This is a genomic window from Prevotella sp. 10(H) (assembly GCF_000711235.1).
Lineage (GTDB): Bacteria > Bacteroidota > Bacteroidia > Bacteroidales > Dysgonomonadaceae > Dysgonomonas.
Map to the genome: position 1 here is coordinate 348,048 of NZ_JOMI01000004.1, position 26,932 is coordinate 374,979.

The window sequence follows — 26,932 nt, forward strand, 5'->3', positions numbered from 1 at the left end:
ATTTTACTCGTAACCTGTAACTTGTAACTATTTTTTTATATTCTTTTCTTAATCTCTGCACTTTCTTTTTCAAATCCCGGTTTATCCAGCAATGCAAACATATTTTTCTTATATGCCTCAACTCCCGGCTGATCAAATGGATTTACTCCTAAAATATACCCACTGATACCACATGCTTTTTCAAAGAAATAGAGCAACTGTCCGATACTATATGCATCCAGCTTAGGCACTTCCACTTTGATGTTCGGAACACCACCGTCTACATGCGCCATCTGAGTACCGAGTTCAGCCATTTTGTTTACGAAATCTACACGCTTGCCAGCAAGGAAATTGAGTCCGTCGAGGTTTTCCTCATCTGTCGGAACAGTCAGTGTTTCATTCGGCTGGGCAACGGAAATAACCGTTTCGAAAATAGAGCGTTCCCCCTCCTGTATCCATTGTCCCATAGAGTGCAGGTCGGCAGTGAAATCAACAGCTGCATTAAAAATGCCTTTGTGCTCTTTTCCTTCGCTTTCGCCGTAAAGCTGTTTCCACCATTCTGCGATATAATGGAGTTTCGGATTGAAGTTGGCAAGGATTTCTATTTTCTTGCCTTTCTTATACAATTCGTTACGTGTAACGGCATAAATCTCTGCAATATTCTTTTCGAACGGTACTGACGGAGCAGTTTCCTGTTCCATAAAAGCTGCGCCCGCAACCAGCTGACGGATATCGATTCCTGCTATGGCGATAGGAAGCAAGCCTACCGGAGTAAGCACAGAATAACGCCCGCCTACATTATCAGGAATTACATATTTTTTGAATCCTTCTTTTGTTGCCAATGTAAATAATGCTCCACGGGCAGCATCGGTAATAGCCACTATACGGTGTTTAGCTTCTTCTTTTCCAACCGTTTTTTCAAGTTCGGCTTTCAGTATACGGAATCCCAAAGCAGGCTCTGTAGTAGTTCCCGATTTGGATATATTAATGATACCGAACGACTTGTCTTTGAGGTAAGCAAGCAGTTCTACCAGATAATCTTCACCTATGTTATTTCCGGCATAAAGAATCACTGGAGTTTTACGGTCGCGTTGCAACCAGTCGAAAGCATTAGACAATGAATCGATTACAGCCCGCGAACCTAAGTAGCTGCCGCCGATGCCGACAAGCACTACGACTTCGCATTTTGCCTGCAAAGCCTTTGCTGTATCTTCTATATCTTTTAATTGTGCATCAGTGATTGAAGAGGGAAGATTCAACCAACCCAGAAAGTCGTTTCCTTTTCCCGAACCACTATGCAGTGTTTCGTTGCATTTCTTTGCTAAACCAGCCTGAGCATCAATATCTGCCTGACTGATAAAACCCAAAGTCTTGCTTACGTCTAATTTGATAACCTTATCCATAACCTTGTTTTATATAATTTAATTCTTTATCCTGTATTGCATTCCCGGCGCGTTTTCCGGCCGTTCTTCAAAATTATTTTTCAGATAGAAATCTTTTTTACCTTTTGCGCAAAACAACTGTATATCGTTTATTCCTTTATTCTTTGCCTCTGCTGTAAGGTCATTCAGTATTTTCTTACCAATGCCCTGCCCCTGATATTCAGGTAATACGATTAAATCCACAATGAATGCATGCAGATTTCCATCCGATATGATTCTTCCGAATCCTACAAGCCTATCATTTGAATAAGCCGATAGAGAATACCAGCTATTACTTATGGCTTCGAACAGTTCTTCCTTTTGCTTAGTCGAACTCCATCCGGTAGTACGGAAAAGTTCGAAGAAAGAATCTGCATCCGGCAACTCCGCTTTGTATTGTATAGATATACATTCACTCATGCTTATCCCTATATATTTAATCGAAAGCCGAACCCTGATTGTAATCCTCAACTTTAACAAAACGAAGACCACTTGGATTGGATTCCATTATTTTCCTGACAACAGATCCATGATATAATACATATCTTTCAGATTCTTTAAGTCTGAATATCAACCTCTTTTCCAAAGGAATCGAAGACAATACCCCTTTATCAAGTACTATTTTGTTTATTGCCATTATTATACCCAATTCTTCGTCCAGCATAACAATGTCTGACAGTTTTTTGTCCAGACATTGAATATAATTATATACATGTAGGTAGTAATAATTTTTATATAATAATGTTCCGCCTATTTTATCACAAATACTGGATGATACTAATTGGATCTTTTCTATTTTTAAAGGTTCAAATACCGAAAATATTTTATCTGAAACTACTTCATATACCCCATCCGTATGATAATCCATCATTTCAGGCTTTTTATAGTTTCCATCAAACCTGAAATCTACAGACTTTACCATTATCGGAGTTTTTATTTTTATCTGGCTTCTTTTTACATTACCCGATAAGACAATACCCGGTTTTGCCGGAGTATTTACTCCCAATAATAAATAATAGTCAATGCTGGTTTCCATAGTATTTATTTCAATATCTGTTCCCTCAAAATCTTAACTTCCTCACGAGCAGACGAACCCTCATACAATATGCGATATACCAAATCGGCAATCGGGATATTTACATTGTATTTTTCGTTCATCTCTCTTACACACTTAGTTCCGTAATACCCTTCGGCTATCATTTCCATCTCTATCTGAGCCGATTTTACAGAATAGCCTTTTCCAATCATCGAACCGAAAGTACGGTTACGACTGAAACTGGAATAACAGGTTACAAGTAAATCGCCCAGATAAGCCGAATCATGAATACATCTTTCCATAGGATATACAATATTCACAAAACGCTCCATTTCCGCTATTGCATTGGAAACAAGCACCGCCTGAAAATTGTCACCATATTTCAATCCGTGGCAAATGCCCGAAGCTATAGCATATACATTTTTAAGGACGGCTGCCATTTCAATGCCGGAAACATCATTCGATACGGATGCCCGTACAAAACGGTTGTTGAATATCCCCGCAATTGTATGCGCCTTATCTATATCGGCACAGGCAATAGTGGGGTATGTCAAGCGCTCTAAAGCAATTTCTTCAGCATGGCACGGGCCACCGATTATGGCCATATTCTCTGCAGGAATATTATGATATTTTGTAAGATAATCCGTAACCAGAAGATTTTCAGGAGGGATAATTCCTTTTATAGCCGAAACGATAAATTTATCGTCTATTCCTTTTGTCAGTTTTTCCAGATGTCCTTTCAGAAAAGGAGAGGGAACGGAAAGAACAAGCGTATCGGAGTTTTCAATTGCCTGATTAATGTCGGAATAGAACGTTATCCTGTCCAGATTGAATTCGACATTCGACAGATAGGACGGGTTATGTCCTGTCTTTTTGAAATCCTCTATCTGTTCGGGGCGGCGCATGTACCAGTTGATATGCTTTTCGTGATTCAGCATAATCTTGGCAAGGGCCGTGGCCCATGTTCCGCCACCTAAAATTGCTATTCTTCCGGGAAAACTCATATTTCTTTTAGTTACAAGTTACGAGTTACGAGTTACGAGTTATGAGTTACAAGACAATAAATCCAAAACATAACTCCTAAAAACAACTTAGAGTATTCAATTAGTTTATTTTACCTATCCAACTTTCAATTGTATCAACAGACGGTAAAGTCAGCTCCAACTTATACTTTTTGTTGATATCGCCTAAATCCTGCCTTATTTTCTGAGCATTGACGTCTTTCATCGCATCCACTGTCAAATATCCTGCTTTCTGAATTATTGGAACCAGCTCTTCAGCGATACCTATTTCTGCATATTTTGCTGCCGGGTCTTTCTTCGCTATTTTTTCGGGACGCATCTGCGGGAAGAACATCACTTCCTGAATGCTTTCCTGACCTGTCATAAACATCACAAGCCTGTCCATACCGATGCCGATACCACTTGTAGGAGGCATACCGTATTCGAGTGCACGCAGGAAATCCTGGTCGATAAACATGGCTTCGTCATCTCCTTTTTCCGACAGCTTCAATTGATCTTCGAAGCGGGCGCGCTGATCTATCGGGTCATTCAATTCCGAATAAGCATTGGCCAGTTCTTTTCCGTTCACCATTAGTTCGAAACGTTCTGTCAGTTCCGGATTGTCGCGGTGCTTCTTTGTCAATGGTGACATTTCCACCGGATAATCGATGATAAATGTAGGTTGTATGTAATTTCCTTCGCATTTTTCACCGAAGATAGCATCGATGAGTTTGCCTTTGCCCATTGTTGCATCCTGCTCTATATCGAGTTGCTTACATACATCACGCAACTGGTCTTCATCCATACCGTTGATATCGAAACCTGTAAAATGCTTTATGGAATCTATCATTGTTACGCGCGGATACGGCGCTTTGTAATCGATTTCATTTTCTCCCATTTTCACCTTGGTAGTGCCGTGCACATCCATACAGATTTTTTCCAGCATACGCTCGGTAAAGTCCATCATCCAGTTGTAATCCTTATAGGCTGCATAGAATTCCATAACGGTAAACTCCGGATTATGTGTCCTGTCCATCCCTTCGTTACGGAAGTTGCGGGAAAATTCGTAAACCCCATCGAAACCACCTACAATCAGACGCTTCAGATAAAGCTCATTTGCAATACGAAGATACAATGGAATATCCAGTGCATTATGGTGAGTAATAAACGGGCGGGCTGTCGCTCCCCCGGGAATACTCTGCAGAACGGGCGTGTCTACTTCCATATAGCCGTGACTGTTAAGGAATTCGCGCATAGAATTGAATACTTTTGTACGCTTAATAAAAGTATCTTTCACGCCATCATTCACAATCAGGTCTACATAGCGCTGACGGTAACGTTGCTCAGGGTCTGTAAAACCATCGTAAGTCACTCCGTCCTTGACTTTCACTACAGGAAGCGGACGAAGCGATTTGCCTAAAACTGTCAGTTCTTCGGCATGAATGGAGATTTCGCCCATCTGGGTACGGAATACAAATCCTTTGACTCCAATAAAATCTCCTATATCAAGTAATTTTTTAAATACGGTATTGTAGAGCTCTTTATCTTCTCCCGGACACAGGTCGTCACGTGAAATATACACCTGAATACGTCCTTCGGCATCCTGCAGTTCGGCAAAAGAAGCCTTACCCATAATGCGGCGGCTCATGATACGCCCTGCCATGCTGACATAGCGGCGTTCGCCTTCGTCTGTGAAGCTTTCCTTTATTTCTTTCGAGTAGGCATTTACTTCATACAGCGCAGCCGGATAGGGTTCTATACCCAATGCCCGCAATTCTTCTAAACTCTGTCTACGAAAGATTTCCTGTTCACTTAATTCTAGTACATTCATTATCAATCTATCTTCAGATTTTATATTTCAAAATAAAAATTCAGTTCAATTGCATTAGTCGTTTTGCGTGACTCGGCATATCCAAAACAAGTTTTGTTTCTGCTCTCGCTACTTAAAACGTTCATACGTAAATAACCCCGCAAAGTTAAAAAATATAATCACAATTCAGTGTGCTGTCTTCGTATTAATGAACACATTGCCGGAGAGTATTCCTATTTTTAACAATTTTGAAAATTTATTATAAGCAATTTCGACACTTTCCACACCAAAAAATAGCAATATAAATTGTACCTTTGCACCCTCTAAAGATGGGAGGGCTACACTCCTTAACGGCATTAACAGGTTAGAAATGTTGAAGACTGCAAATATAGATGAACTAGAGAATAAAAAGATAAGCAAACTCCTTTGGCAATACGCGCTTCCGGCTATCGTGGGAACAATGGTAAATGCGCTGTACAATATCATCGACCGTATTTATATCGGCCACGGGCCTAATCTGGGCGACCATGCTATCGGCGGATTAGGTATTGTCCTGCCAGTGATGAACCTTACGGCAGCAGTAGGTATGCTTGTCGGGGCGGGTTCGGCCAGCCGTATATCTATTTGCTTAGGAAGAGGAGATAAGGAAACAGCTGAAAAGATTATCGGGAATTCATTCCTGATGACAATTCTACTGACAGGCACACTTGTCACTCTATTATTTATGTTCCTTGACCCGATACTGATGCGGATTGGAGCAACAGAAGAGACATTCCCTTATGCAAAAGAATTCTTACTGTATTATCTTCCGGGGAATATCTTCCTTACCATGTGCTTCAACTTCAATAGTATGATGCGTGCTTCGGGTTATCCTACCAAGGCGATGTATACGATGCTGATAGGGGTTGTGGCGAACATCATTATCGCACCGATATTTATTTTCATTCTCGAATGGGGTATCAAGGGCGCTGCCATAGCGACTATTATTTCCATGTTTATAGGCCTCTGCTTTGTCATGTTCCACTTTATGAACAAGAACAGCATGCTGCGCCTTCGCAGGAAAAACATTACACTGAACAGCAAAATAGTTTGGGCGATTGTTAGCATCGGATTATCTCCGTTTTTCATACAGGTTGCGGCTTCTGCCGTAGCGTTTATTATCAATTCCCGATTGAAGCTTTTCGGCGGGAATATAGCTATCGAAGCATTTGCTATTGCCAACACGCTGGTGATGATAATCATCATGATTATGGTAGGACTTACACAGGGCATGCAGCCGATTGTAGGTTATAATTACGGGGCAAAAAGAATAAACAGGGTAAAGGAAACTCTGAACTATACGATAAAAGTGGGCGTAATCATAGGATGTATCGGATTAGGCTTCGGATTGGTATTACCTCATTTCGTCGTGATGCCTTTCAATCCTTCGCCGCCGTTGGCTGCCGAGTCGGCAAAAGCATTGCGTATTATAACAATGATGTTGCCGCTTGTAGGTTTTCAGATTGTCGTTACTAACTTTTTCCAGTGCATCGGTATGGCTGCCAAATCTATATTTTTAAGTCTTACACGCCAGTTCCTTTTACTGATGCCGGCATTATTCATATTACCGCATTTTTTTCAACTGGACGGGGTATGGTTTTCATTGCCGGCTGCCGACTTTCTGGCAACAGTAGTGACTGCCCTGATGTTTATATGGCAGATTAAGAAATTTCAAAAAATGGAAACTGCAGAGCTATTATAATTATATTACATGAACAGACAAACTATACTACAACATTTTTCCGTTACGGAGAATGACTTACTGAAAGTTATAGCGGAAGCCTTGAGTAAAGGGGGCGACTATGCGGACATTTTCTTCGAACATACATTCAGCAATAATATTTCGTTGCGCGATGGGGAAGTGAACCGTGCTGCCTCGAATATCGATTTTGGTGCGGGTGTACGGGTTGTGTCGGGTGAACAAACCGGATACGCCTATGTTGAAAATACGGATATCAAAGACTTACTGAAAGCTGCGCAAACGGCAGCCAGTATTGCTTCTACACCGGCAAAAGCCAGTCATCCGGTAGAAATAAAAGAAAGACATTTCCACAATTTTTACAAGTTAGAAAAGCCTTGGCTGGACGTATCGGTAGCTGACAAAAAATCTTTTGTACAAAAACTGAACGACAAGATATTCGAACTCGACAAACGCGTTATCAAAGCCTCTGTCAGCCTCAACGACTCTACCTCATATATCCTGTTCTTCAATTCGGAAGGAACACTGACATGGGATTACCGCCCGATGAGCATTATGTCGGGTTCGTGTACCATGGAGCAGGACGGAAAAATAGAGAACGGTTATTGCTCACGCGCTTACCGCAAAGGATTCGAGTTTCTGAAGGATGAACTGATAGAAACTATTGCCAAAGAAGCTGTGGCACAGACATCTCTTATGTTCGAAGCCATAAAACCGAAAGGCGGTGAGATGCCTGTGGTAATGGGGGCGGGAAGTTCCGGCATCCTATTGCATGAGGCTATAGGCCATACTTTCGAAGCCGATTTCAACCGTAAAAACGTATCCATATTTTCAGACCAGTTTGGCAAGCAGATTTGCATGCCCGGTATTAATATCGTTGACGACGGAACAATAGAATCGGCGCGCGGAGCCATTAACTTTGACGATGAAGGTATTGAAAGCCAGAAAACATATATCGTAAAGGACGGCGTTCTGGAAAGCTATCTGCACGACCGTATCAGCGCGAAGCACTACGGAGTAAATCCTACCGGAAACGGCCGCAGGCAATCGTTCCGACACGCACCGTTACCACGTATGCGTGTTACATATATGGAACAGGGCAATATTCCCGAAGAAGATATAATCGCTTCCGTTAAAGAGGGCGTATTTGTCGATAATTTCACAAACGGGCAGGTACAAATCGGAGCCGGAGACTTCACTTTCTTTGTAAAAACAGGTTATCTGATAGAAAACGGAAAACTTACCCGCCCTATAAAGGATATCAATATCATCGGCAACGGGCCGAAAGCCTTAGCCGACATCACCATGGTAGGCAACAATCTGAAAATAGATGAAGGTGCGTGGACTTGCGGCAAAGACGGACAGGGTGTTCCTGTCGGACAGGGGTTACCATCGGTATTGGTCAGCAAACTGACTGTAGGCGGTGAATAATAATCCGGCATATTTATCTATATAATAGACTGTTCGCTTATTATCTTTATAGATATTCCGAACAAAAAAATACTTAAGAGTAAGTAGAAAGTAACAAAAAATGAAATAGTGCAAAAATCGTTACCTTTGTTACTTTTTAACAATATATGGTTAATAAATGTAAAGTAATTATGAGTGATAAATTATAAGTTATTTTAAATCATTGGCATATCGGCATATTTACTAATTGGCACATTGATTTCCGTTACTTTCGTTACCTTTTAACAAAATACAGTTAACAAATACTAAAATAATGATTACAAAACAACATAACGATACTGCACAATGGGCGATGGAACTGGCACTGAAAAACGGGTGTCAGGCTGCCCGGGTATCCATAATCACAGGAAACAATAATAGCTTCGAATACCGGAATCAGCAACTAGATAAGCTTCACCAAAGCGCCGAAAACAAACTGTATATCGAACTGTTTACAGACGGGAAATACGGCACATATTCCACGAACCGCATCGAGCGGGAAGAATTGGAAAAATTCATTAAGGAAGGCATTATTTCTACCCGTTATCTTGCTCCCGACACTTTCCGCCAGCTTCCTGCACCCGCAAGATACTACAAGGGTAATGGAGAAGACTTAGACCTGTATGACAAATCTTTCGAAAGTATCGGTACAGACGATAAACTGGAGATTGCCAGAAATGCAATAGAAGAAATATACGAAACTGATAAGCGCATTGTGTCTGTATCTTCTTCGTATGACGACGGCGTGGGCGCCGAGTATATGATTGCAAGCAATGGCTTCGAAGCCGAAAGCATAGACTCCGCTTTCAACCTGACCGTAGAAGTTGCACTAAAAACGGATGGAGATGCACGTGCAGAATCCTATTGGTTCGACAGTGCGATATACTGGAATGACCTCAAGAAAAGCGGAATAGCTAAAAAAGCACTGACACGCGCTTTACAAAAAATAGGACAGATAAAGATAAAATCGGGCAAGTATGATATGCTGCTTGACAACACAACGTCATCACGCCTTTTGTCTCCTATGTTAAGTGCTATGTACGGAACTGCGCTTCAGCAAAAAAACTCATTCCTGTTAGATAAATTAGGTTCGCAAATTGCATCCGATGAATTGACTATCACTGACACGCCACACCTCAAGCGGTCATTCGGCGCCAGATGGTGCGACGGAGAAGGGGTTGCGACAAAAGAAAATGTAATAATTGAGAAAGGTATCTTAAAGTCATACTTCATAGACACTTACAATTCGCTGAAGATGAATGTAAGTCCTACCATATCTTCACCTTCTATTCTTCAAACCAATCTCGGGAACAAAAACTTTGACGATTTGTTACAATCTATACATAAAGGTATTTGGGTAACTGGCTTCAATGGGGGGAACAGTAATCCGACAACAGGTGATTTCTCTTTCGGTGTTGAAGGGTTTCTTATCGAAAACGGAGTAATAAAAACTCCTGTAAGCGAGATGAACATTACAGGAAATATGCTTTCCCTTTGGGCAAATCTTATCGAAACGGGTAATGATCCCCGCAGCAGTTCCCCATGGCGGATACCGTCGCTTTTATTCAGTGAAGTAAATTTTAGCGGATTGTAAAAACATGAAAATATTCAAAGCTCTATTTATATTCTTCCTTTCTATTCAATTTTGTTATTCCCAAAAACCTGCTGCAGAAGTAAGGGCGGTGTGGCTCACTACCAACTGGGGGCTCGACTGGCCTAAACAGGGTACAAGTGTCAGCAGTCAGAAAGAAGAACTGTGCAGAATATTAGACGAGTTACAGGAGTTAAACTTTAATGTCGTACTTTTTCAGGCCAGAGCACAGGGAAAGACTTTCTATCGATCGAAAATAGAACCTTTAAGTTCTTTCTTTAATAGTTCGGAAAACTTCGACCCTTTGGCGTTTGCAATTGAAGAATGCCACAAGCGGGGCATGGAATGTCATGCATGGTTGGTTACTTTCACAATGGAGAAAGCCAGGGTGAGATATACCGGAAAGGGGAAGAGAAGAAGAGCAGTGATTAACGACAGCAAACCCGATTACTACAAACTGGTGGACGGTACATGGTATCTCGATCCGGGAAGACCTGAAACAAAGAAACGGATACTATCGATAGTAGACGAAATAGTCAGCAATTACGACATTGACGGCATTCATTTCGACTATATACGCTACCCGAGCAATAACCGCAAATTTCCGGATGATGATACTTACAAGAAATACGGCAAAGGAAAAGACCTGTACGACTGGCGACGAGAAAATATAACTGATCTTGTCAGTGAAGTATATGACAATGTGAAGTCAGCTAAGAAGTGGGTACAGATAAGCAGTTCTCCGCTCGGCAGATACAGAGTACTGAACCATATTGCGCCGAATGACGGCTGGACAGCTTACGAAACAGTCTTTCAGGATGCAGGGCACTGGATGAAAAGCGGTAAACACGATCTGGTTTTCCCGATGATGTATTACCGTGACCATAGGTTTTATCCCTTTGTAGACGACTGGGTAGAGAACTGTGGCGGGCGGATTGTCGTACCGGGATTAGGTGTCTACCAGATGGACGAACAAAGCTGGCCTATACAGGATATAACCAATCAAATGAAATATATCCGTGATAATAAAGTGCCGGGACTTGCTTATTTCAGGACTGGAAATGTATTGAGTAATCTGAAAGGTATAAAAGATTCTATACGGGTTTACAATTCTACGCCTGCAAAATTACCGCCCTTGACATGGCTGGATAATACTAAGCCCGGCTCTCCGCAAAATCTGTCGGTATATAAGGATAGCGATGGGTATCTGAATATAAAATGGGATGCTCCCGATAATAATGAAAACTTTACATATAATATATACGCTTCTTCTATTGAGAATGTAGACACTGATAACGGATTCAATCTGCTGGCAACCGGACTGCGGAAAACCAGCTATTCTTTTCCCGTAACGGTAGGAGAATTCGGATACTATTATTTTGTAACGACTTCAGACAGGTATCACAATGAAAGCCTTGTGTGCTTCCCGGCATTCTTCGTGCATTCGGAAGAAGAACACTAGTCTAATTCCGACTTGAGCTGATTGATGCTTTTGTGCAAAACAGGATGTACATAATCCCCGGCTATCTCAGCCAAAGGTAGCAGGACAAAAGCCCGCTCATGTAAATGCGGATGCGGAACTACTAACTTCTCATTCTCGAAAACTTTGTCATCGAAAAGGAGAAGATCTATGTCGATAATGCGGTCTCTGAAAGTATGATTCTCCGTTTTGGAAGTACGTCCCATATCTTGCTCGATCTCCTGAGTCCTCTGTAGCAATTCCATGGGCCGAAGGCTGGTCTTCACTTCGCATACAGCGTTCAGGAATTGATTATCAGACTGGAAGCCGACAGGATCAGTCACATAAAAAGCGGAAGTAGTGAGTACTTCACCAATCCGCTCTTCTATCTTATCTATTGCACGATTGAGGTTTTCCCCCCTGTCTCCTAAGTTGGAGCCTAGTCCGAGGAAAACGTCGTACGTAATTCCTTTATCAAGTAACATTTAGATTATAAGCATTGCATCACCATATGTACCGAAACGGTACTTCTCTTTCACTGCCAAATCATATATATCCATGATACGGTCGTAGCCACCGAACGCAGCTGTCATCATCAACAATGTCGATTGCGGCAAATGGAAGTTGGTTATCATCGAGTCGGCAACACCAAACTCATAAGGAGGGAAAATAAACTTATTAGTCCAGCCTTCATTTGTTTTCAGATGTCCGTCTGTACTGACGATTGTCTCGATAGCCCGCATAACTGATGTACCTACCGCACAAATGCGATGACCGGCATCTTTAGCCCTGTTTACATGCTCTGTTGCTTCTTCGGTAATCACTAACTGCTCCGAGTCCATTTTGTGCTTAGTGAGGTCTTCAACATCTATATCGCGATAGTTACCAAGTCCTGAATGCAGAGTAATATATGCAAAATCAATACCCTTGATTTCCATACGCTTCAGCATTTCACGGCTAAAATGTAATCCGGCAGCAGGAGCAACCACAGCACCCTCGTTCTTTGCGAAAATCGTCTGATAGCGTTCTTTATCCTCCTTCTCTTCTCCACGGTTCAGGTATTTCGGTATCGGGGTTTCTCCCAAAGCGTATAATGCCTTACGGAATTCTTCACTAGGCCCGTCATACAAAAAACGAAGCGTACGCCCGCGTGAAGTTGTATTATCGATAACTTCGGCAACCATAGAATCATCGTCGCCAAAGTATAGCTTATTACCAATACGTATTTTACGTGCAGGATCTACAAGCACGTCCCACAGGTGGAATTCTTCATTCAGTTCTCTTAACAGAAACACTTCGATAGTAGCCCCTGTCTTTTCTTTATTCCCATAAAGCCTTGCAGGAAATACTTTAGTATCATTAAAGACAAATACGTCTTTATCATTGAAATAATCAATGACATCTTTAAAAATCTTATGCTCAACTTCTCCGGTCTTACGATTGACAACCAACAAACGGGATTCGTCCCTGTTCTTTGCAGGATGAGAGGCTATCAATTCCTCAGGCAGATCAAATTTGAATTGAGAAAGTTTCATATTCTATATATAAATTATTTAGTTACAAGTTTAAATTACGAACATAAAGGATGTTATATCCTAACTAATAATCGCATCTATGGCTTCTTCTACCTGCTCTCCGGATATACATTGCTCAAGAGTGATATCCCCTATCCGGGTACGCTCCAAAGCTGTCAGGTGTCCACCTGAATTTAGTGCCAGACCAATATCACGGGCTAGCGCCCTGATATATGTACCTTTACTGCAAACTACCCTGATCTTTATTTCGGGCATATTATAATCCAAAAGTTCAATTTCGTCGATTACCAGCAATTTAGGCTTCAAATCTACTTCCTGTCCTTCCCGAGCAAACTCGTAGGCACGTTTACCGTCGACCTTACAAGCTGAATATACAGGCGGAACCTGATGTATTTCACCAATAAACTGCTTTAGTGTTTCTTCAACCAACTCTCTGGTTATATGTTCTGTTGGATACGTTGCGTCTGTTTCTGTTTCCAGATCGAAAGACGGCGTTGTTTCTCCGAGCTTAATGGTAGCAACATATTCTTTTGTCTGATACTGAAACGACTCTATCAGCTTAGTCTTTTTACCGGTACAAATAATCATTACCCCTGTTGCAAGCGGGTCGAGCGTTCCGGCATGTCCGACTTTCAGTTTCTTGACACCTAATTTGCGACATATCTTATTACGCAATTTTCGTACCAAAGTAAACGATGTCCAATTAAGCGGCTTATTTACGTATAAGACCTCCCCAGAAATAAAATCCATTATATGATCGTTAACTCATGTCCGGACAGTAACAGAGCAAGTAAGATGCCGCCGACTATAATACGATACCAACCAAACAACTTGAAGCCGTATTTTGTTACAAATCCTATGAAAAACTTTATAGCCAGCAATGCTACAATAAAAGCAACTACATTGCCGATTATCAGTACCCCTATGTTATCCTTTAATAATTCAAATCCGGTATCCGACATGATAAGCTTAAGCAACTTATAACCTGTTGCTGCAGCCATAGTCGGTACAGCCAAAAAGAATGAGAACTCGGCTGCATTCTTACGGCTCAGTCCTCGGCTCATACCGCCTACAATAGTTGCCATAGAACGCGATACCCCCGGTATCATTGCTATACATTGGTAACAACCGATTATAAAGGCGTTCTTATAAGTAATTTCCTGCTCGCCTTGTTCGGGTTTGCCAAACCATTTATCCACAAACAGCATGAGTATACCTCCGAGCACAAGCATAATAGATACTACCAATACGCTTTCGAGCAATTCATCTATTACGTCATTAAACAGCAAACCCAGTATTGCAGCCGGAATAAAACCGACTAAGAGTTTCCAGTAAAACTCATATTTATATAAAAAATAATTAAGCTTGCTTGTCTTTGCTGATTCCGGCACTTCTCTCAGGCGGAAAAAGCGCTTCCAATACAATACAATAACTGACAAAATGGCTCCAAACTGGATAATTACCGTAAATGCCTTTACAAACTCGTTACTCTCGACTCCTAAGAGGCTCTGGGCGATAATCATATGACCTGTTGAAGATACAGGCAAAAATTCGGTCAGCCCTTCTACAATAGCAATAATAATTGCTTCAATAATACTCATTCCGATTTATAGTTTTGATATTAGTTCTGCTCCTTCTTTTCGTCAGGCATTTCTTTTTTGCGTGGATATAGTATCCCCACAATCATAAGCAGAAAGCCTGCGAAACAAACCATAGGCGCAACTACAATACGCTTCGTACTGAAGATATCGGGCTCAAATCCGCCCTCCACAGTAGAAGCAGGTCCGGTCATCAATATAAATCCTACAATGATGAGCAAAACTGACACTGCACAAATGATATAGTTTTGTTTGCCAAACGCAAAATCTTTCTTATCCATATTTTAGACGTGATAAAGTTTATTCGTTGTCATTCTTAAGTATTTGTTTACTGCCGAAATAGTAGCCAATACAGTTATTATAATTCCTGAAATAATAACACAGGTATATACCAGCAATAATTCGGTCATAGTAATAATACTTATCAGTTCGGGATATTCGTTTGTAAAATAATACACAACTGCCGTTATGGCTACATTTGCAAATATGGCAGCGACAATACCCGACAAAACCATTTTCGATATAAATGGACGCCTTATAAATCCGTTAGTAGCTCCTACGAGCTGCATGGTATTTATAATGAAACGTTTCGAATATATATTTAATTGTATGGTATTCCTTATTAATGTAAAAGATATCACTATCAGGATAAAAGCAAGGATAAGCAATATGGAGCCTACTTTCGACAAATTCTCATTTGCTTTTGCTATATCTTCTTCTTTAAAAGATAAACCCTTGGTGAGTTTGAAATCCTTAAAACTGGCTTCCACTTTCTTAATACTGTCCGCATTAACATATTCCGATTTTATAAACACATCGAAATAGCTTCGCGAAGGATCATATCCCAGTACTTCTTCGGGATCTCCCCCAAGATCTTCTATCAGTTGTTCTTTTACTTCCTCCTTGCTGATGTAAGTAGTGGACTTCACATACGGATTGGATTCTATTTTCTCTTTCGTCTTCCTGAGCGCTTCAGCATTCATATCGCCCGTCAACTCGATAGAAATACCTATATTCTCTTTAAAATAAGAAGCAAGTCCTTTACCTGTAAAACCTATTAAGACAGTGAGTCCGAGCAGGAAAAGCACGAGTGTAATACTTATAGTAGAAATTACCCCCGAGGTAAATAAAGATATTGTTTTTGGTTGTCGTTTATTTGACATTTTGTACTAAGACAATTAATGGCCCCTACATGCGGGTATTTTACACCCAAATTCGCTGCAAAGAAACAAAATAAATACATGTATTAGAACTATTTTTGTTTTTTTTAATAATTAGAATCCTCTTTTTCGCTGAATAAGTATCTTATTCAGTAAAACAGTAAAGTTACGGCTTATGTTTTGATAAAAATACTTCATTTTAGTTTTATAATTATAAACGTTTAGATCATCTATTGCCTTAAAGATTTTTCATCAGATGTTATTTTTGTTTTTTTAATATTGATAAAGTTATATGTCATAAAGAGAGCAATCGCCGCATTAAAATATTATCGTATATTTGTATTTAACATTTTAGTATGCAAAAGACATTTTTTACTGTCTGAATATTCTGAAAGACCTGAAACTAACATTAAAATAATATCATGCAAACAAATCAAACCAAATCGGGATTAACACCTGCCAACTTCTCCGGCAAAGTTGATAATAAAGAAGTTAAGATGTATGTACTTACTAATAATAATGGTGCAGAAGTAACGGTTATTAATTATGGTGGTAAAATTGTATCTTTATCAGTACCTGATAAAAACGGGAAATTGACAGACGTTGTTTTAGGACATAATAATCTCAATGAATACCTCAATTCCGAAGAGCCTTATTTCGGGGCCGTATGTGGACGTACAGGAAACCGTATTGCAAAAGGGCAGTTTACTCTAGACGGAGTTACTTACAAACTGGCTATCAATAACGGACCGAATAATCTTCACGGAGGGCTTAAAGGCTTTAATGCCGTGGTTTGGGATGCAAAACAATTAGATAATCAGACTTTGGAACTGGTATATCTTTCGAATGACGGAGAGGAAGGCTTTCCCGGCAACCTGAATGTAAAAATGATCTATAAATTAACTGACGACAATGAATTCATTATAGATTATGAAGCTACCACAGATAAAACGACCATTATAAATCTTACAAACCACTCTTATTTTAATTTATCGGGTGAAGGGGATCAGAGTGTAAACGATCATATCTTAACTATGTATGCTTCTAACTATCTTCCAACCGATGATACAGCTATTCCGTATGGCAAACCGGAGACTGTAAAAGGGACACCGTTCGATTTCACCACTCCTCACGCAATAGGGGAAAGGATAGAAGACGATTTTCAGCAACTTGATTTCGGCAAAGGTTATGACCACACAATGGTATTGGATAAGAAAGACGGAGAATGTGATCTCGCTGTAGAATGCTATTCACCGAAAACAGGAATCAAAATGGATATATCTACAACCGAACCGGGCGTGCAGATATATACAGGAAATTGGATGAGTGGTAATTTTGAAGGAAAGCACGGGCACCGTTATCCGATGCGTGCAGCAGTTTGCTTTGAAACACAACATTTCCCTGATAGTATCAATAAACCCGAATATCCGAGTGTGATACTTCGTACGGGAGAAACATTCAAAAGTAAAAGTATATATGCTTTTTCAGTGAAGAAATAAGTCTAATGTTCGATAAAGTGGCAGTGCATGCTGCCACCTCTTTTTACATCTAACTATACATATTGATGAAGATATTCCTCCGTCTAATTTTTATATCCGCATTCGCTATTATCGTGGCCACTTCGTGTAATGGCAAAAAAGAAATAAAACAATTCATTTCCGAAAATATAGATTTCGCTACGAGGCAGACTAGCGATATGTTGAAAAATATAGGAGACCCAACTGGTAAAAACTACCCTCACTCAATCGATAGTGATGGTAAAGTGATAACCAGAAACAGAGATAGCTGGACATCCGGATTCTTTCCCGGTTCACTTTGGCATCTATATGAATTAACTAATGATTCTGTGTGGAAAAACGAAGCGGAAAAGTGGACAATCTCTCAGGAACCTTTGAAGACATTTACAAAGCACCATGACATAGGCCTCATGATTTATTACAGCTATGGAAATGCTTTGCGGTTGGCTCCCAAAGACGAATATAAGGATATTATTATCCAGAGCGCTTACTCTTTGGCGACCCGCTACAATGATACGGTAAAAGCTATAAAATCTTGGGATTATCACAAATCTTGGGACGGTGAAGAATCGCATTATCCTGTATCCATTGACAATATGCTGAATCTGGAATTATTGCTCGAGGCATCGAAACTTTCAGGAGATAAACGGTTAAAAGAAATAGCAATAAATCATGCTAATACAACACTAAAAAATCATTTCCGGGAAGACTTCTGTAGTTATCATGTTATATGCTACGACTCTATAACAGGGGGAGTACTCCACAGAGCAAGTTCAAAGGGATTAAGCAACAATTCTGCATGGGCACGTGGACAGGCATGGGCTGCATACGGTTTTGCAATGATGTACAATGAAACTAAAAATCAGACTTATCTGGATGCAGCAACAAAAATCATGAATTTCTATATCAAGCATCTCCCTGAAGATTTGATTCCAGTATGGGACCTTAATTTTGGGCAAAAAAGCTATGTTCCGAAAGGAGACTCTACCAACAAAATAAAATTCGCAACAAATCTCAAAGATGCATCGGCTGCCGCAATAGCTTGTTCTGCCTTATTCGACTTGGGGAAATACACAAAGAATGAAGATTATACCGAAATAGCAATAAAAATGCTAAAAAATCTGGCATCCTCTGAATATAGAGCACAGTCAGGGACTAACGGTGATTTTTTATTGATGCATTGTGTTGGCAATATTCCAAACCATGCTGAAATAGATGTTCCTTTGGTGTATGCCGATTATTATTTTCTAGAATCTTTAGTTAAATACAAAAAGATTGTAGGATAGAGCTCACTATATTTTTCTTGAGGGGAGATTAGATCATAAAAAAGGATAGACGTAAAAGAAAAGTCCTGCTGCAAAAAAACAAAGTAGATGCTTGTTTCCACTAACAGATACACCCCGATATTATATCTAAATGAAAAAGGGAACCCCCTTCTAAAGTACTCCCCTTTATCTCTTATCCCCCAACGAAAGAGTCCCCTTATGATTCATATCACATAAGAGGACTCTCGATTTAAAACGGCGGTGACCTACTCTCCCGCTTTCGCAGTACCATCGGCACGACCGGGCTTAACTTCTCTGTTCGGAATGGGAAGAGGTGGAACCCCGGTGTTATAACCACCTGAATAACATGCAATTAATAATTATCAATGAACAATTAATAATTATCAATCGTGTATGTTAACACGATGTAAAAGAGTAAGTAAAGGTTCGATTATGATTATCTGTTCAAACCGTTGTTTTGTCCTGGGCTGCTAGCTAATGGCTTTGGGCTATAAGCTAACAGCTCCTTTTAGAAAGCGTCCGGGCAATTAGTACTACTCGGCTATGACATTGCTGCCTTTACACCTGTAGCCTATCTAGGTCGTAGTCTACAACCACCCTTAATGGATATCTTATCTTGAGGCCGGCTTCGTACTTAGATGCTTTCAGCACTTATCCGATCCGCACTTAGCTACCCGGCGATGCTCCTGGCGGAACAACCGGTGAACCAGGGGTGCGTCCAACACGGTCCTCTCGTACTAGTGTCAGATCCCCGCAAATATCCCGCGCCCACGATAGATAGAGACCGAACTGTCTCACGACGTTCTGAACCCAGCTCGCGTGCCACTTTAATGGGCGAACAGCCCAACCCTTGGGACCTGCTCCAGCCCCAGGATGTGACGAGCCGACATCGAGGTGCCAAACCATTCCGTCGATATGAGCTCTTGGGAATGATCAGCCTGTTATCCCCGGAGTACCTTTTATCCTTTGAGCGATGGCCATTCCATACTGAAACCACCGGATCACTATGCTCTAGTTTCCTACCTGTTCGGCTTGTGAGCCTCTCAGTCAAGCGTGCTTATACCATTACACTCTGCCGACGGTTACCAATCGTCGTGAGCACACCTTTAGAAGCCTCCGTTACTCTTTTGGAGGCGACCACCCCAGTCAAACTACCCACCATACACTGTTCCCGCAACTGCGGGTTAGACGTCAAACAATCAAAGGGCCGTATTTCAAGGGTGGCTCCACAAACACTGGCGTGCCTGCTTCACGGCCTCCGGCCTATCCTACACATCAAGTGCCCAACGTCAATGTAAAGCTATAGTAAAGGTTCACGGGGTCTTTTCGTCCCATCGCGGGTAATCGGCATCTTCACCGATACTACAATTTCACCGAGATCACAGTTGAGACAGTGAGAAGATCATTACACCATTCGTGCAGGTCGGAACTTACCCGACAAGGAATTTCGCTACCTTAGGACCGTTATAGTTACGGCCGCCGTTTACTGGGGCTTCAATTCAAAGCTTCTGACCCGAAAGCCATGACTTCTCCTCTTAACCTTCCAGCACCGGGCAGGTGTCAGACTGTATACTTCTTCTTTCAAATTTGCACAGCCATGTGTTTTTGTTAAACAGTTGCCTTCTCCTATTCTCTGCGGCCGACCTTTCAGCCGGCACCCTTTATCCCGAAGTTACAGGGTCATTTTGCCTAATTCCTTAACTGTGAATCGCTCGAGCGCCTTAGTATTTTCAACCCGACTACGTGTGTCCGTTTGTGGTACGGGTGCTAGACAGATTAGCGTTTAGCGGTTTTTCTAGGCAGTCTGTTTACCTGTATTATCTACGCTCCCGAAGGATTGTAGTACTATCAGTTTCAACTCTCCCGGCGGATTTGCCTACCGGAATCAACGTCTACTTCCTTTAACCAAGTAATCCGTCACTTGGCAACAGTGTCACTCCTGCGTCCCCACTTCACTCTGTATAACAGTACCGGAATATTAACCGGTTCGTCCATCGGCTTCGCCGTTCGGCTACACCTTAGGGCCCGACTTACCCTGATCCGATTAGCGTTGATCAGGAAACCTTAGTCTTTCGGCGAGGAGGTTTCTCACCTCCTTTATCGTTACTTATACCTACATTTGCTTTTCCACACGCTCCAGTAAAGCTTACGCTTTGCCTTCAAGGCGGAGTGGAATGCTCCCCTACCGATAATATTTTATCCCATAGCTTCGGTAACATGTTTATGCCCGATTATTATCCACGCACGACCACTCGACTAGTGAGCTGTTACGCACTCTTTAAATGAATGGCTGCTTCCAAGCCAACATCCTAGCTGTCTTGGTAGTCATACTTCGTTAATTCAACTGAACATGTATTTGGGGACCTTAGCTGATGGTCTGGGTTCTTTCCCTCTCGGACATGGACCTTAGCACCCATGCCCTCACTCCCGGTAATCACTTATGCCCATTCGGAGTTTATCTGGACTTGATAGGCGGCGAAGCCCTCGCATCCAATCAGTCGCTCTACCTGACATAAGTTATAAGCCGAGGCTGCACCTAAATGCATTTCGGGGAGTACGAGCTATCTCCAAGTTTGATTAGCCTTTCACCCCTACCCTCAGGTCATCCGAAAGCTTTTCAACGCTTACCGGTTCGGTCCTCCAGTTAGTGTTACCTAACCTTCAACCTGCCCAAGGGTAGATCACTTGGTTTCGCGTCTACTCCTACTGACTAAAATCGCCCTGTTAAGACTTGCTTTCGCTTCGGCTCGGAACTTCCTAGTTCTTAACCTTGCCAGTAAGAGTAACTCGTAGGTTCATTATGCAAAAGGCACGCCGTCACACTTACGTGCTCCGACCGCTTGTAGGCACATGGTTTCAGGGTCTGTTTCACTCCTCTGTTCGAGGTGCTTTTCACCTTTCCCTCACGGTACTGGTTCACTATCGGTCTCTCAGGAGTATTTAGCCTTACGGGATGGTCCCCGCAGATTCACACAGGATTTCTCGTGTCCCGCGCTACTCAGGATACTGCTAGGCTTACTGTCGGAGTCGTATACGGGATTGTCACCCTCTGTGATCGTTTTTTCCAAAACGTTCTACTTCCAACAGGTCGTGCCACGACGCAGTCCTACAACCCCAATAATGCCTAAACATTATTGGTTTGGGCTCTTCCCGGTTCGCTCGCCACTACTTCGGGAATCATTTTTATTTTCTTTTCCTCCGGGTACTTAGATGTTTCAGTTCCCCGGGTTAGCTCACTGATTAATCAGTGTAGTAACTTCTTCAGTTACTGGGTTGCCCCATTCGGAGATCCGGGGATCAAAAGTTATTTGCACTTCCCCCCAGCTTTTCGCAGCTTATCACGTCCTTCTTCGCCTCTGAGAGCCTAGGCATCCCCCATGTGCCCTTTCCTACTTTCTTTATTCTTTTTTCAAAACAGTTACAAGTTACAGGTTACAGGTTACAAGTACTGATACTTGTTAGCTGTTAACTGCAAGCTGTTAACTGGTTTGTGGGTTTGAGAAGATTATTTCTAATCTTTTCTTTACTTGCTCTTGTTTTACATCATGTCAAAGATCTTCTTTTTAGTTACAAGTTACGGGTTACAAGTTACGAGTGATAATACTCTTTATTCATAATCCTTAATTCATAATTAAATCTGTGGAGAATAACGGATTCGAACCGTTGACCCCCTGCGTGCAAGGCAGGTGCTCTAGCCAGCTGAGCTAATCCCCCGTTTGTCAATTAGCTAATTGGTACATTTGCTAATTGCGATGCTATCGCATCGCGGTAGTCCCAGGCAGATTTGAACTGCCGACCTCTACATTATCAGTGTAGCGCTCTAACCAACTGAGCTATAGGACTGGCTTTACTTTCTCCCTGAAACTGAGCTGTCAGCTTCCTGGTTTCTCTTGTCAGTTAGCAGTTAACAGTTAGCAGTCATCAGTAATTTTAAATACTGGTAACTTATAACTGGTAACTCGTAACTGAGTTATATTTTTATAACAACTTCGACAGAGTGCAATACTTTCTAAAGTATTACCTTTTCGGACAGGTCTCCAGAAAGGAGGTGTTCCAGCCGCACCTTCCGGTACGGCTACCTTGTTACGACTTAGCCCCAGTCACCGGTTTTACCCTAGGACGCTCCTTGCGGTTACGCACTTCAGATACCCCCAGCTTCCATGGCTTGACGGGCGGTGTGTACAAGGCCCGGGAACGTATTCACCGCGCCATGGCTGATGCGCGATTACTAGCGAATCCAGCTTCACGGAGTCGAGTTGCAGACTCCGATCCGAACTGGGAGTGGCTTTGGAGATTGGCATCCGGTCGCCCGGTAGCTGCCCTTTGTACCACCCATTGTAACACGTGTGTCGCCCCGGACGTAAGGGCCGTGCTGATTTGACGTCATCCACACCTTCCTCGCAGCTTACGCCGGCAGTCTTATTAGAGTCCTCAGCTTGACCTGTTAGTAACTAATAATGTGGGTTGCGCTCGTTATGGCACTTAAGCCGACACCTCACGGCACGAGCTGACGACAACCATGCAGCACCTACACAGAAGCCATTGCTGGCTAACAAATTTCTTCGTTATTCTTCTGCATTTCAAGCCGGGTAAGGTTCCTCGCGTATCATCGAATTAAACCACATGTTCCTCCGCTTGTGCGGGCCCCCGTCAATTCCTTTGAGTTTCACCGTTGCCGGCGTACTCCCCAGGTGGATTACTTATCGCTTTCGCTTAGTCACATACGGTATATCGCATACAACTAGTAATCATCGTTTACGGCGTGGACTACCAGGGTATCTAATCCTGTTTGATCCCCACGCTTTCGTGCATGAGCGTCAGTTATGGCTTAGTAAGCTGCCTACGCAATCGGAGTTCCTCGTTATATCTAAGCATGTCACCGCTACACAACGAATTCCGCCTACTTCATCCACACTCAAGGCTACCAGTTTCAACGGCAGTGTTCAGGTTGAGCCTGAAAATTTCACCGCTGACTTAATAGCCCGCCTGCGCACCCTTTAAACCCAATAAATCCGGATAACGCTCGCATCCTCCGTATTACCGCGGCTGCTGGCACGGAGTTAGCCGATGCTTATTCATAGGGTACATGCAATAGCTTACGCGTAAGCCTTTTTATTCCCCTATAAAAGAAGTTTACAACCCATAAGGCAGTCTTCCTTCACGCGATTTGGCTGGTTCAGGCTCTCGCCCATTGACCAATATTCCTCACTGCTGCCTCCCGTAGGAGTCTGGTCCGTGTCTCAGTTCCAGTGTGGGGGATAAACCTCTCAGTTCCCCTATCCATCGTTGCTTTGGTGAGCCGTTACCTCACCAACTGGCTAATGGAACGCATGCCCATCTACAACCGATAAATCTTTAACAAATATCTCCATGCGGAGCCCCTGTTTTATGCGGTATTAGTCCGGATTTCTCCGGGTTATGCCCCTGTTGTAGGTAGGTTGCATACGCGTTACTCACCCGTGCGCCGGTCGCCACCAATGTATTGCTACACCGTGCTGCCCCTCGACTTGCATGTGTTAGGCCTATCGCTAGCGTTCATCCTGAGCCAGGATCAAACTCTTCTTTGTATATTCTTTCTTTTTATACCTTCTGATCCTGTCCTCTTTCATTAAACTTATATCCTAAATCTAATTGACGGTAATACCCTGATACTATCTCTAGTATCTTGTTGCTAATTATTAATTGTTAATTATTAATTAGCATTCCTGTACTACACTCTATCTTCTGTTGTCATTTTATCAAAGATCGCTATCTCGCTCTAAAACTTTTTATATAACTGATTTGTTATATCAAATATCTAAGCTTTTTATCTCTTAAATCAGCCGCCGCTGAGTATCAAAGCGGGTGCAAAGATATGTATTTTATTTATCTATCTCCAAATATTTATCGAAGAAAAAACAAAGAAAAATAAAGTAATTTTTCAATGCTCTATAAATAAGAATATTGCAGTCTGAATATTCTTCTAATATATCGTGAAGAAATTCGGTTTAATTACGAATCCCAGCCGAATCCGTTGTCTGTATTGTTTATAATCGAGCATAGATTCTCCGTACCCATTATAGTATTGAAGAAAGAGATATTGATTATCGTCACTAAAAAGACGAATCGAAAAATTGAGCTCGATATTAGCACTCAAATTCGCACCTCCTCTTTTAGTAACAACAGCTCCTATATTGTATTTCCTTTTTGCACTGGAGTAGTCAAAAGCGAATAATCCCCATCCCGAATAATGAACAATATCCTTATTATTGGATCCGTCAACTATGGGAATCCATAATTTTGTCTGGAATGTCATACGGTCGTTCAGAGTTAAGTAACTACCAAATGATATCTTATTCCAGCTACGGGAAGCATCTCCATCCTTTCCGTTCGATTCATGCTCAAACTGCATATTTATAGTACCAAGGAATCGATTATTCCGGACCAAAGCTTTTCCAAGCCCAAAGTTGGATTGAAGTTTAAATCCGAAAAGGGAAAGAATCCTGAAAAACATCCCAGTAAGCTTTTTGAGTATAGGTTAAAAACAAATATGTTTTCAATGGGAGTGTACTATTCGTAATCCTGTGCATCACACTGATCTGAAATTTAACGTCAGAATTGTATTTTGTAGGCTTATGGAACATTTCGGTTCCGAGCACAAAATAGTTATCCTTGTAAATCCCAAAAGAAGGCTGTGAATCAAATTTGTTTACGATGCTGTCGGCATTACTTAGCTGCTTAGAAGGCCCAAACACCGAACCTATCAATGCATCTGTTTGATGTGAGATAAACTCCTTGACACTTTTGGTTGTATCAGAAGTATGTTTATTTACAGTAATCGTATCCTGCTGAACTGTATCATTCTGTGCATGTAGTGAAGTGAGCGCTAAGAATATTAACGCCAACAAGAGATAAAAACTCTTCATATATTCTATTAATCATTTTTTCACCAACCGAAGTAGCACCTCGTATGCTATCGGGCAAGTTTCTGTATTTTTAACAGTTAGTTTGAAAATTTGTTCAAACTTTTTTCGGTCGGTGTGAGGATATTCCCGACAGGCTTTAGGCCGGGATTCATATATGGAGCAATAATTATCGGGAAGTAAAAAAGAACAGGGCATACTTCTGAAACATAATCCCCGTCTTCATCTATTCTAAGATACGAAGATACAACCTCAGCCGGCTTTATTCTCAAAGCCTTTGCCATACGTTCGATATCTTTATCATAGAGAGCAGGCCCTAATGTCCTGCAACAGTTAGCGCATAACAGGCAATCAATTTCATCGGATACTTCATCATGTATTTCCTGAACTTCGGTATCCATTTTTGCCAAACGTTTCTTATTCTTCTTGTAATATTGCAGAAACGATGGTTGTGCTTTTTCGGCTAAAAGCCGCAGGTTCTCATATCGTTTCATTAACCCTGTCTTCGAAACGTGTTATTTCACCTATTAACGGTACCCGCATCCGTATCTGAATATCTTCTTTGCTATATTTGTGGCCTATGAGAAACATCAATTTAGCTACGGCTGTTTCGAATGTCGCATCCGAACCGCTGATAACGCCGGCTCTCAGTAATTCGCGACCTGTCTCGTATCGCTGCATATCTACCATACCTGTATTGCACTGAGTGATATTGACGATAACTATGCCTCTTTTGACAGCTTCGCGTATAGAATCTATAAACCAAGAGGATAGGGGTGCATTTCCCGATCCGTATGTTTCGAGAATAACTGCTTTAATATTCTTCTGCATTAAAACAGCCTCTACCGTATGAGGGCTAATACCCGGAAATAACTTCAATGTAGCTATACGAGTATCGAGAAAGTAATGAAAGACCGTTTTCTTATCATAATCGGGCTGGTGGATAACCTTGCGGTCGTACCTTATCTGTATTCCCGATTTTCCAAGATTGGGGTAGTTATATGATTTGAATGCATTGAAGTTATCTGCATTTACTTTGGTTGTCCTGTTGCCTCTCAATAAGTCATTCTGAAAGAATATGCACACTTCGGGCACAATAGGATTTCCCAAAACATCTTTATCTGCAGCAATCTCAAGAGCCGTAATAAGGTTTTCTTTAGCATCAGTACGTAATTTACCGATCGGCAGTTGTGCACCGGTAAGAACAACAGGCTTATGAAGATTCTCGATCATAAAGCTAAGCGCCGATGCTGTATAGGCCATAGTATCAGTACCGTGAAGAATTACAAAGCCGTCATATTTATTATAATTACTCTCAATGACATATACTATTTTCTTCCAATGCTCCGGTGTGATATCCGAAGAATCGATAACCGGATCGAATACGATATGATCGACATGGAATCTAAAGCGTTGCAATTCGGGCAAATGGCTGTTTAGATGTGCAAAA

At 41.7% G+C, this 26,932-nt stretch carries 21 protein-coding genes, 2 tRNA genes and 3 rRNA genes; 6 read left to right on the forward strand and 20 right to left on the reverse strand.

Translation table 11 applies throughout. The annotated features are described in order from the left end of the window. Positions 1-35 precede the first annotated feature (35 nt). The 5 genes from K348_RS0110635 to lysS all read right to left on the reverse strand — a co-directional run bounded on the left by K348_RS0110635 (position 36) and on the right by lysS (position 5,268). On the reverse strand, positions 36-1,382 hold the full coding sequence (locus K348_RS0110635; protein WP_029904949.1) for a glucose-6-phosphate isomerase: 1,347 nt from the start codon (positions 1,380-1,382) through the stop codon (positions 36-38). An 18-nt stretch (positions 1,383-1,400) separates the two neighbouring features. After that, positions 1,401-1,820: a GNAT family N-acetyltransferase gene (locus tag K348_RS0110640; RefSeq protein ID WP_051697771.1), complete on the reverse strand. Its 420-nt coding sequence runs from the start codon at positions 1,818-1,820 to the stop codon at positions 1,401-1,403. A gap of 16 nt (positions 1,821-1,836) precedes the next feature. Then, positions 1,837-2,436 carry an imm11 family protein gene (locus K348_RS0110645; RefSeq protein ID WP_029904951.1) on the reverse strand — a complete coding sequence of 200 codons (600 nt, stop codon included), beginning with the start codon at positions 2,434-2,436 and terminating at the stop codon, positions 1,837-1,839. Positions 2,437-2,441: 5 nt separating this feature from the next. Further along, on the reverse strand, positions 2,442-3,440 hold the full coding sequence (locus K348_RS0110650; protein WP_029904952.1) for an NAD(P)H-dependent glycerol-3-phosphate dehydrogenase: 999 nt from the start codon (positions 3,438-3,440) through the stop codon (positions 2,442-2,444). Between the two features lie 100 nt (positions 3,441-3,540). Beyond that, positions 3,541-5,268 carry a lysine--tRNA ligase gene (gene lysS / locus K348_RS0110655; RefSeq protein WP_029904953.1) on the reverse strand — a complete coding sequence of 576 codons (1,728 nt, stop codon included), beginning with the start codon at positions 5,266-5,268 and terminating at the stop codon, positions 3,541-3,543. Positions 5,269-5,617: 349 nt separating this feature from the next. Between lysS and K348_RS0110665 the strand changes: the two genes are divergently transcribed. From K348_RS0110665 to K348_RS0110680, 4 genes are all read left to right on the forward strand, one after another. Continuing rightward, complete coding sequence (locus K348_RS0110665) at positions 5,618-6,988, forward strand: MATE family efflux transporter (protein WP_029904954.1); 1,371 nt, start codon at positions 5,618-5,620, stop codon at positions 6,986-6,988. A gap of 9 nt (positions 6,989-6,997) precedes the next feature. Beyond that, entirely contained in the window at positions 6,998-8,416 is a 1,419-nt protein-coding gene (locus K348_RS0110670; RefSeq protein ID WP_029904955.1) for a TldD/PmbA family protein, read from the forward strand. A gap of 292 nt (positions 8,417-8,708) precedes the next feature. Next, on the forward strand, positions 8,709-10,028 hold the full coding sequence (locus K348_RS0110675) for a TldD/PmbA family protein (RefSeq protein WP_029904956.1): 1,320 nt from the start codon (positions 8,709-8,711) through the stop codon (positions 10,026-10,028). Between the two features lie 4 nt (positions 10,029-10,032). Then, entirely contained in the window at positions 10,033-11,487 is a 1,455-nt protein-coding gene (locus K348_RS0110680) for a glycoside hydrolase family 10 protein (RefSeq protein WP_029904957.1), read from the forward strand. On the opposite strand, the gene folK is transcribed toward K348_RS0110680, so the two are convergent. Genes folK through K348_RS0110710 form a run of 6 tightly spaced genes read right to left on the reverse strand, consistent with a single transcriptional unit; the run spans position 11,484 to position 15,780 of the window. After that, positions 11,484-11,969, reverse strand: coding sequence for a 2-amino-4-hydroxy-6-hydroxymethyldihydropteridine diphosphokinase (gene folK, locus K348_RS0110685; RefSeq protein ID WP_029904958.1), 486 nt, complete (start codon positions 11,967-11,969; stop codon positions 11,484-11,486). The two genes, K348_RS0110680 and folK, sit on opposite strands and share 4 nt — an antisense overlap. Then, a complete protein-coding gene (queA, locus tag K348_RS0110690) occupies positions 11,970-13,019 on the reverse strand; it encodes a tRNA preQ1(34) S-adenosylmethionine ribosyltransferase-isomerase QueA (RefSeq protein ID WP_029904959.1) in 1,050 nt (349 codons plus the stop codon). It lies immediately after the preceding gene. A 60-nt stretch (positions 13,020-13,079) separates the two neighbouring features. After that, entirely contained in the window at positions 13,080-13,769 is a 690-nt protein-coding gene (gene truB, locus K348_RS0110695; protein WP_029904960.1) for a tRNA pseudouridine(55) synthase TruB, read from the reverse strand. Next, entirely contained in the window at positions 13,769-14,620 is an 852-nt protein-coding gene (locus K348_RS0110700; RefSeq protein ID WP_036930432.1) for an undecaprenyl-diphosphate phosphatase, read from the reverse strand. Before K348_RS0110700 ends, truB begins: the two co-directional genes overlap by 1 nt. Before the next feature lie 20 nt (positions 14,621-14,640). Continuing rightward, on the reverse strand, positions 14,641-14,898 hold the full coding sequence (locus tag K348_RS0110705; protein ID WP_029904962.1) for a DUF3098 domain-containing protein: 258 nt from the start codon (positions 14,896-14,898) through the stop codon (positions 14,641-14,643). A 3-nt stretch (positions 14,899-14,901) separates the two neighbouring features. Next, positions 14,902-15,780 (reverse strand): ABC transporter permease, encoded by an 879-nt coding sequence (locus tag K348_RS0110710; RefSeq protein ID WP_029904963.1) that lies wholly within the window; start codon positions 15,778-15,780, stop codon positions 14,902-14,904. 419 nt (positions 15,781-16,199) lie between these two features. Between K348_RS0110710 and K348_RS0110715 the strand changes: the two genes are divergently transcribed. Both K348_RS0110715 and K348_RS0110720 read left to right on the forward strand, forming a co-directional pair. Then, on the forward strand, positions 16,200-17,276 hold the full coding sequence (locus K348_RS0110715; protein WP_029904964.1) for an aldose epimerase family protein: 1,077 nt from the start codon (positions 16,200-16,202) through the stop codon (positions 17,274-17,276). Between the two features lie 65 nt (positions 17,277-17,341). Further along, complete coding sequence (locus K348_RS0110720; RefSeq protein ID WP_029904965.1) at positions 17,342-18,580, forward strand: glycoside hydrolase family 88 protein; 1,239 nt, start codon at positions 17,342-17,344, stop codon at positions 18,578-18,580. Between the two features lie 232 nt (positions 18,581-18,812). Here the strand turns inward: K348_RS0110720 and rrf are convergent. The 9 genes from rrf to K348_RS0110760 form a co-directional block, all read right to left on the reverse strand. Further along, positions 18,813-18,921: ribosomal RNA gene (gene rrf / locus K348_RS0110725) — 5S ribosomal RNA — on the reverse strand. Between the two features lie 166 nt (positions 18,922-19,087). Next, positions 19,088-21,979 (reverse strand): 23S ribosomal RNA (locus K348_RS0110730). A 241-nt stretch (positions 21,980-22,220) separates the two neighbouring features. Next, a tRNA-Ala gene (locus tag K348_RS0110735) sits at positions 22,221-22,294 on the reverse strand. A gap of 55 nt (positions 22,295-22,349) precedes the next feature. Continuing rightward, a tRNA-Ile gene (locus K348_RS0110740) sits at positions 22,350-22,423 on the reverse strand. 198 nt (positions 22,424-22,621) lie between these two features. Next, positions 22,622-24,147: ribosomal RNA gene (locus K348_RS0110745) — 16S ribosomal RNA — on the reverse strand. Together the 16S, 23S and 5S rRNA genes with 2 tRNA genes alongside form the textbook arrangement of a ribosomal RNA operon. Positions 24,148-24,542: 395 nt before the next feature. Then, positions 24,543-25,073: a phospholipase A gene (locus K348_RS18780; RefSeq protein WP_051697773.1), complete on the reverse strand. Its 531-nt coding sequence runs from the start codon at positions 25,071-25,073 to the stop codon at positions 24,543-24,545. Continuing rightward, the gene (locus K348_RS19500; protein ID WP_051697774.1) at positions 25,039-25,485 is read right to left on the reverse strand and encodes a phospholipase A; all 447 of its coding nucleotides are present in this window, start codon (positions 25,483-25,485) and stop codon (positions 25,039-25,041) included. Before K348_RS19500 ends, K348_RS18780 begins: the two co-directional genes overlap by 35 nt. Before the next feature lie 12 nt (positions 25,486-25,497). Beyond that, positions 25,498-25,680, reverse strand: a complete 183-nt coding sequence (locus tag K348_RS19400) for a YkgJ family cysteine cluster protein (RefSeq protein ID WP_231496775.1) — start codon at positions 25,678-25,680, stop codon at positions 25,498-25,500. A 282-nt stretch (positions 25,681-25,962) separates the two neighbouring features. After that, positions 25,963-26,932, reverse strand: a 970-nt coding sequence (locus K348_RS0110760) for a type I asparaginase (RefSeq protein WP_029904966.1), incomplete at its 5' end; no start/stop codon positions are given.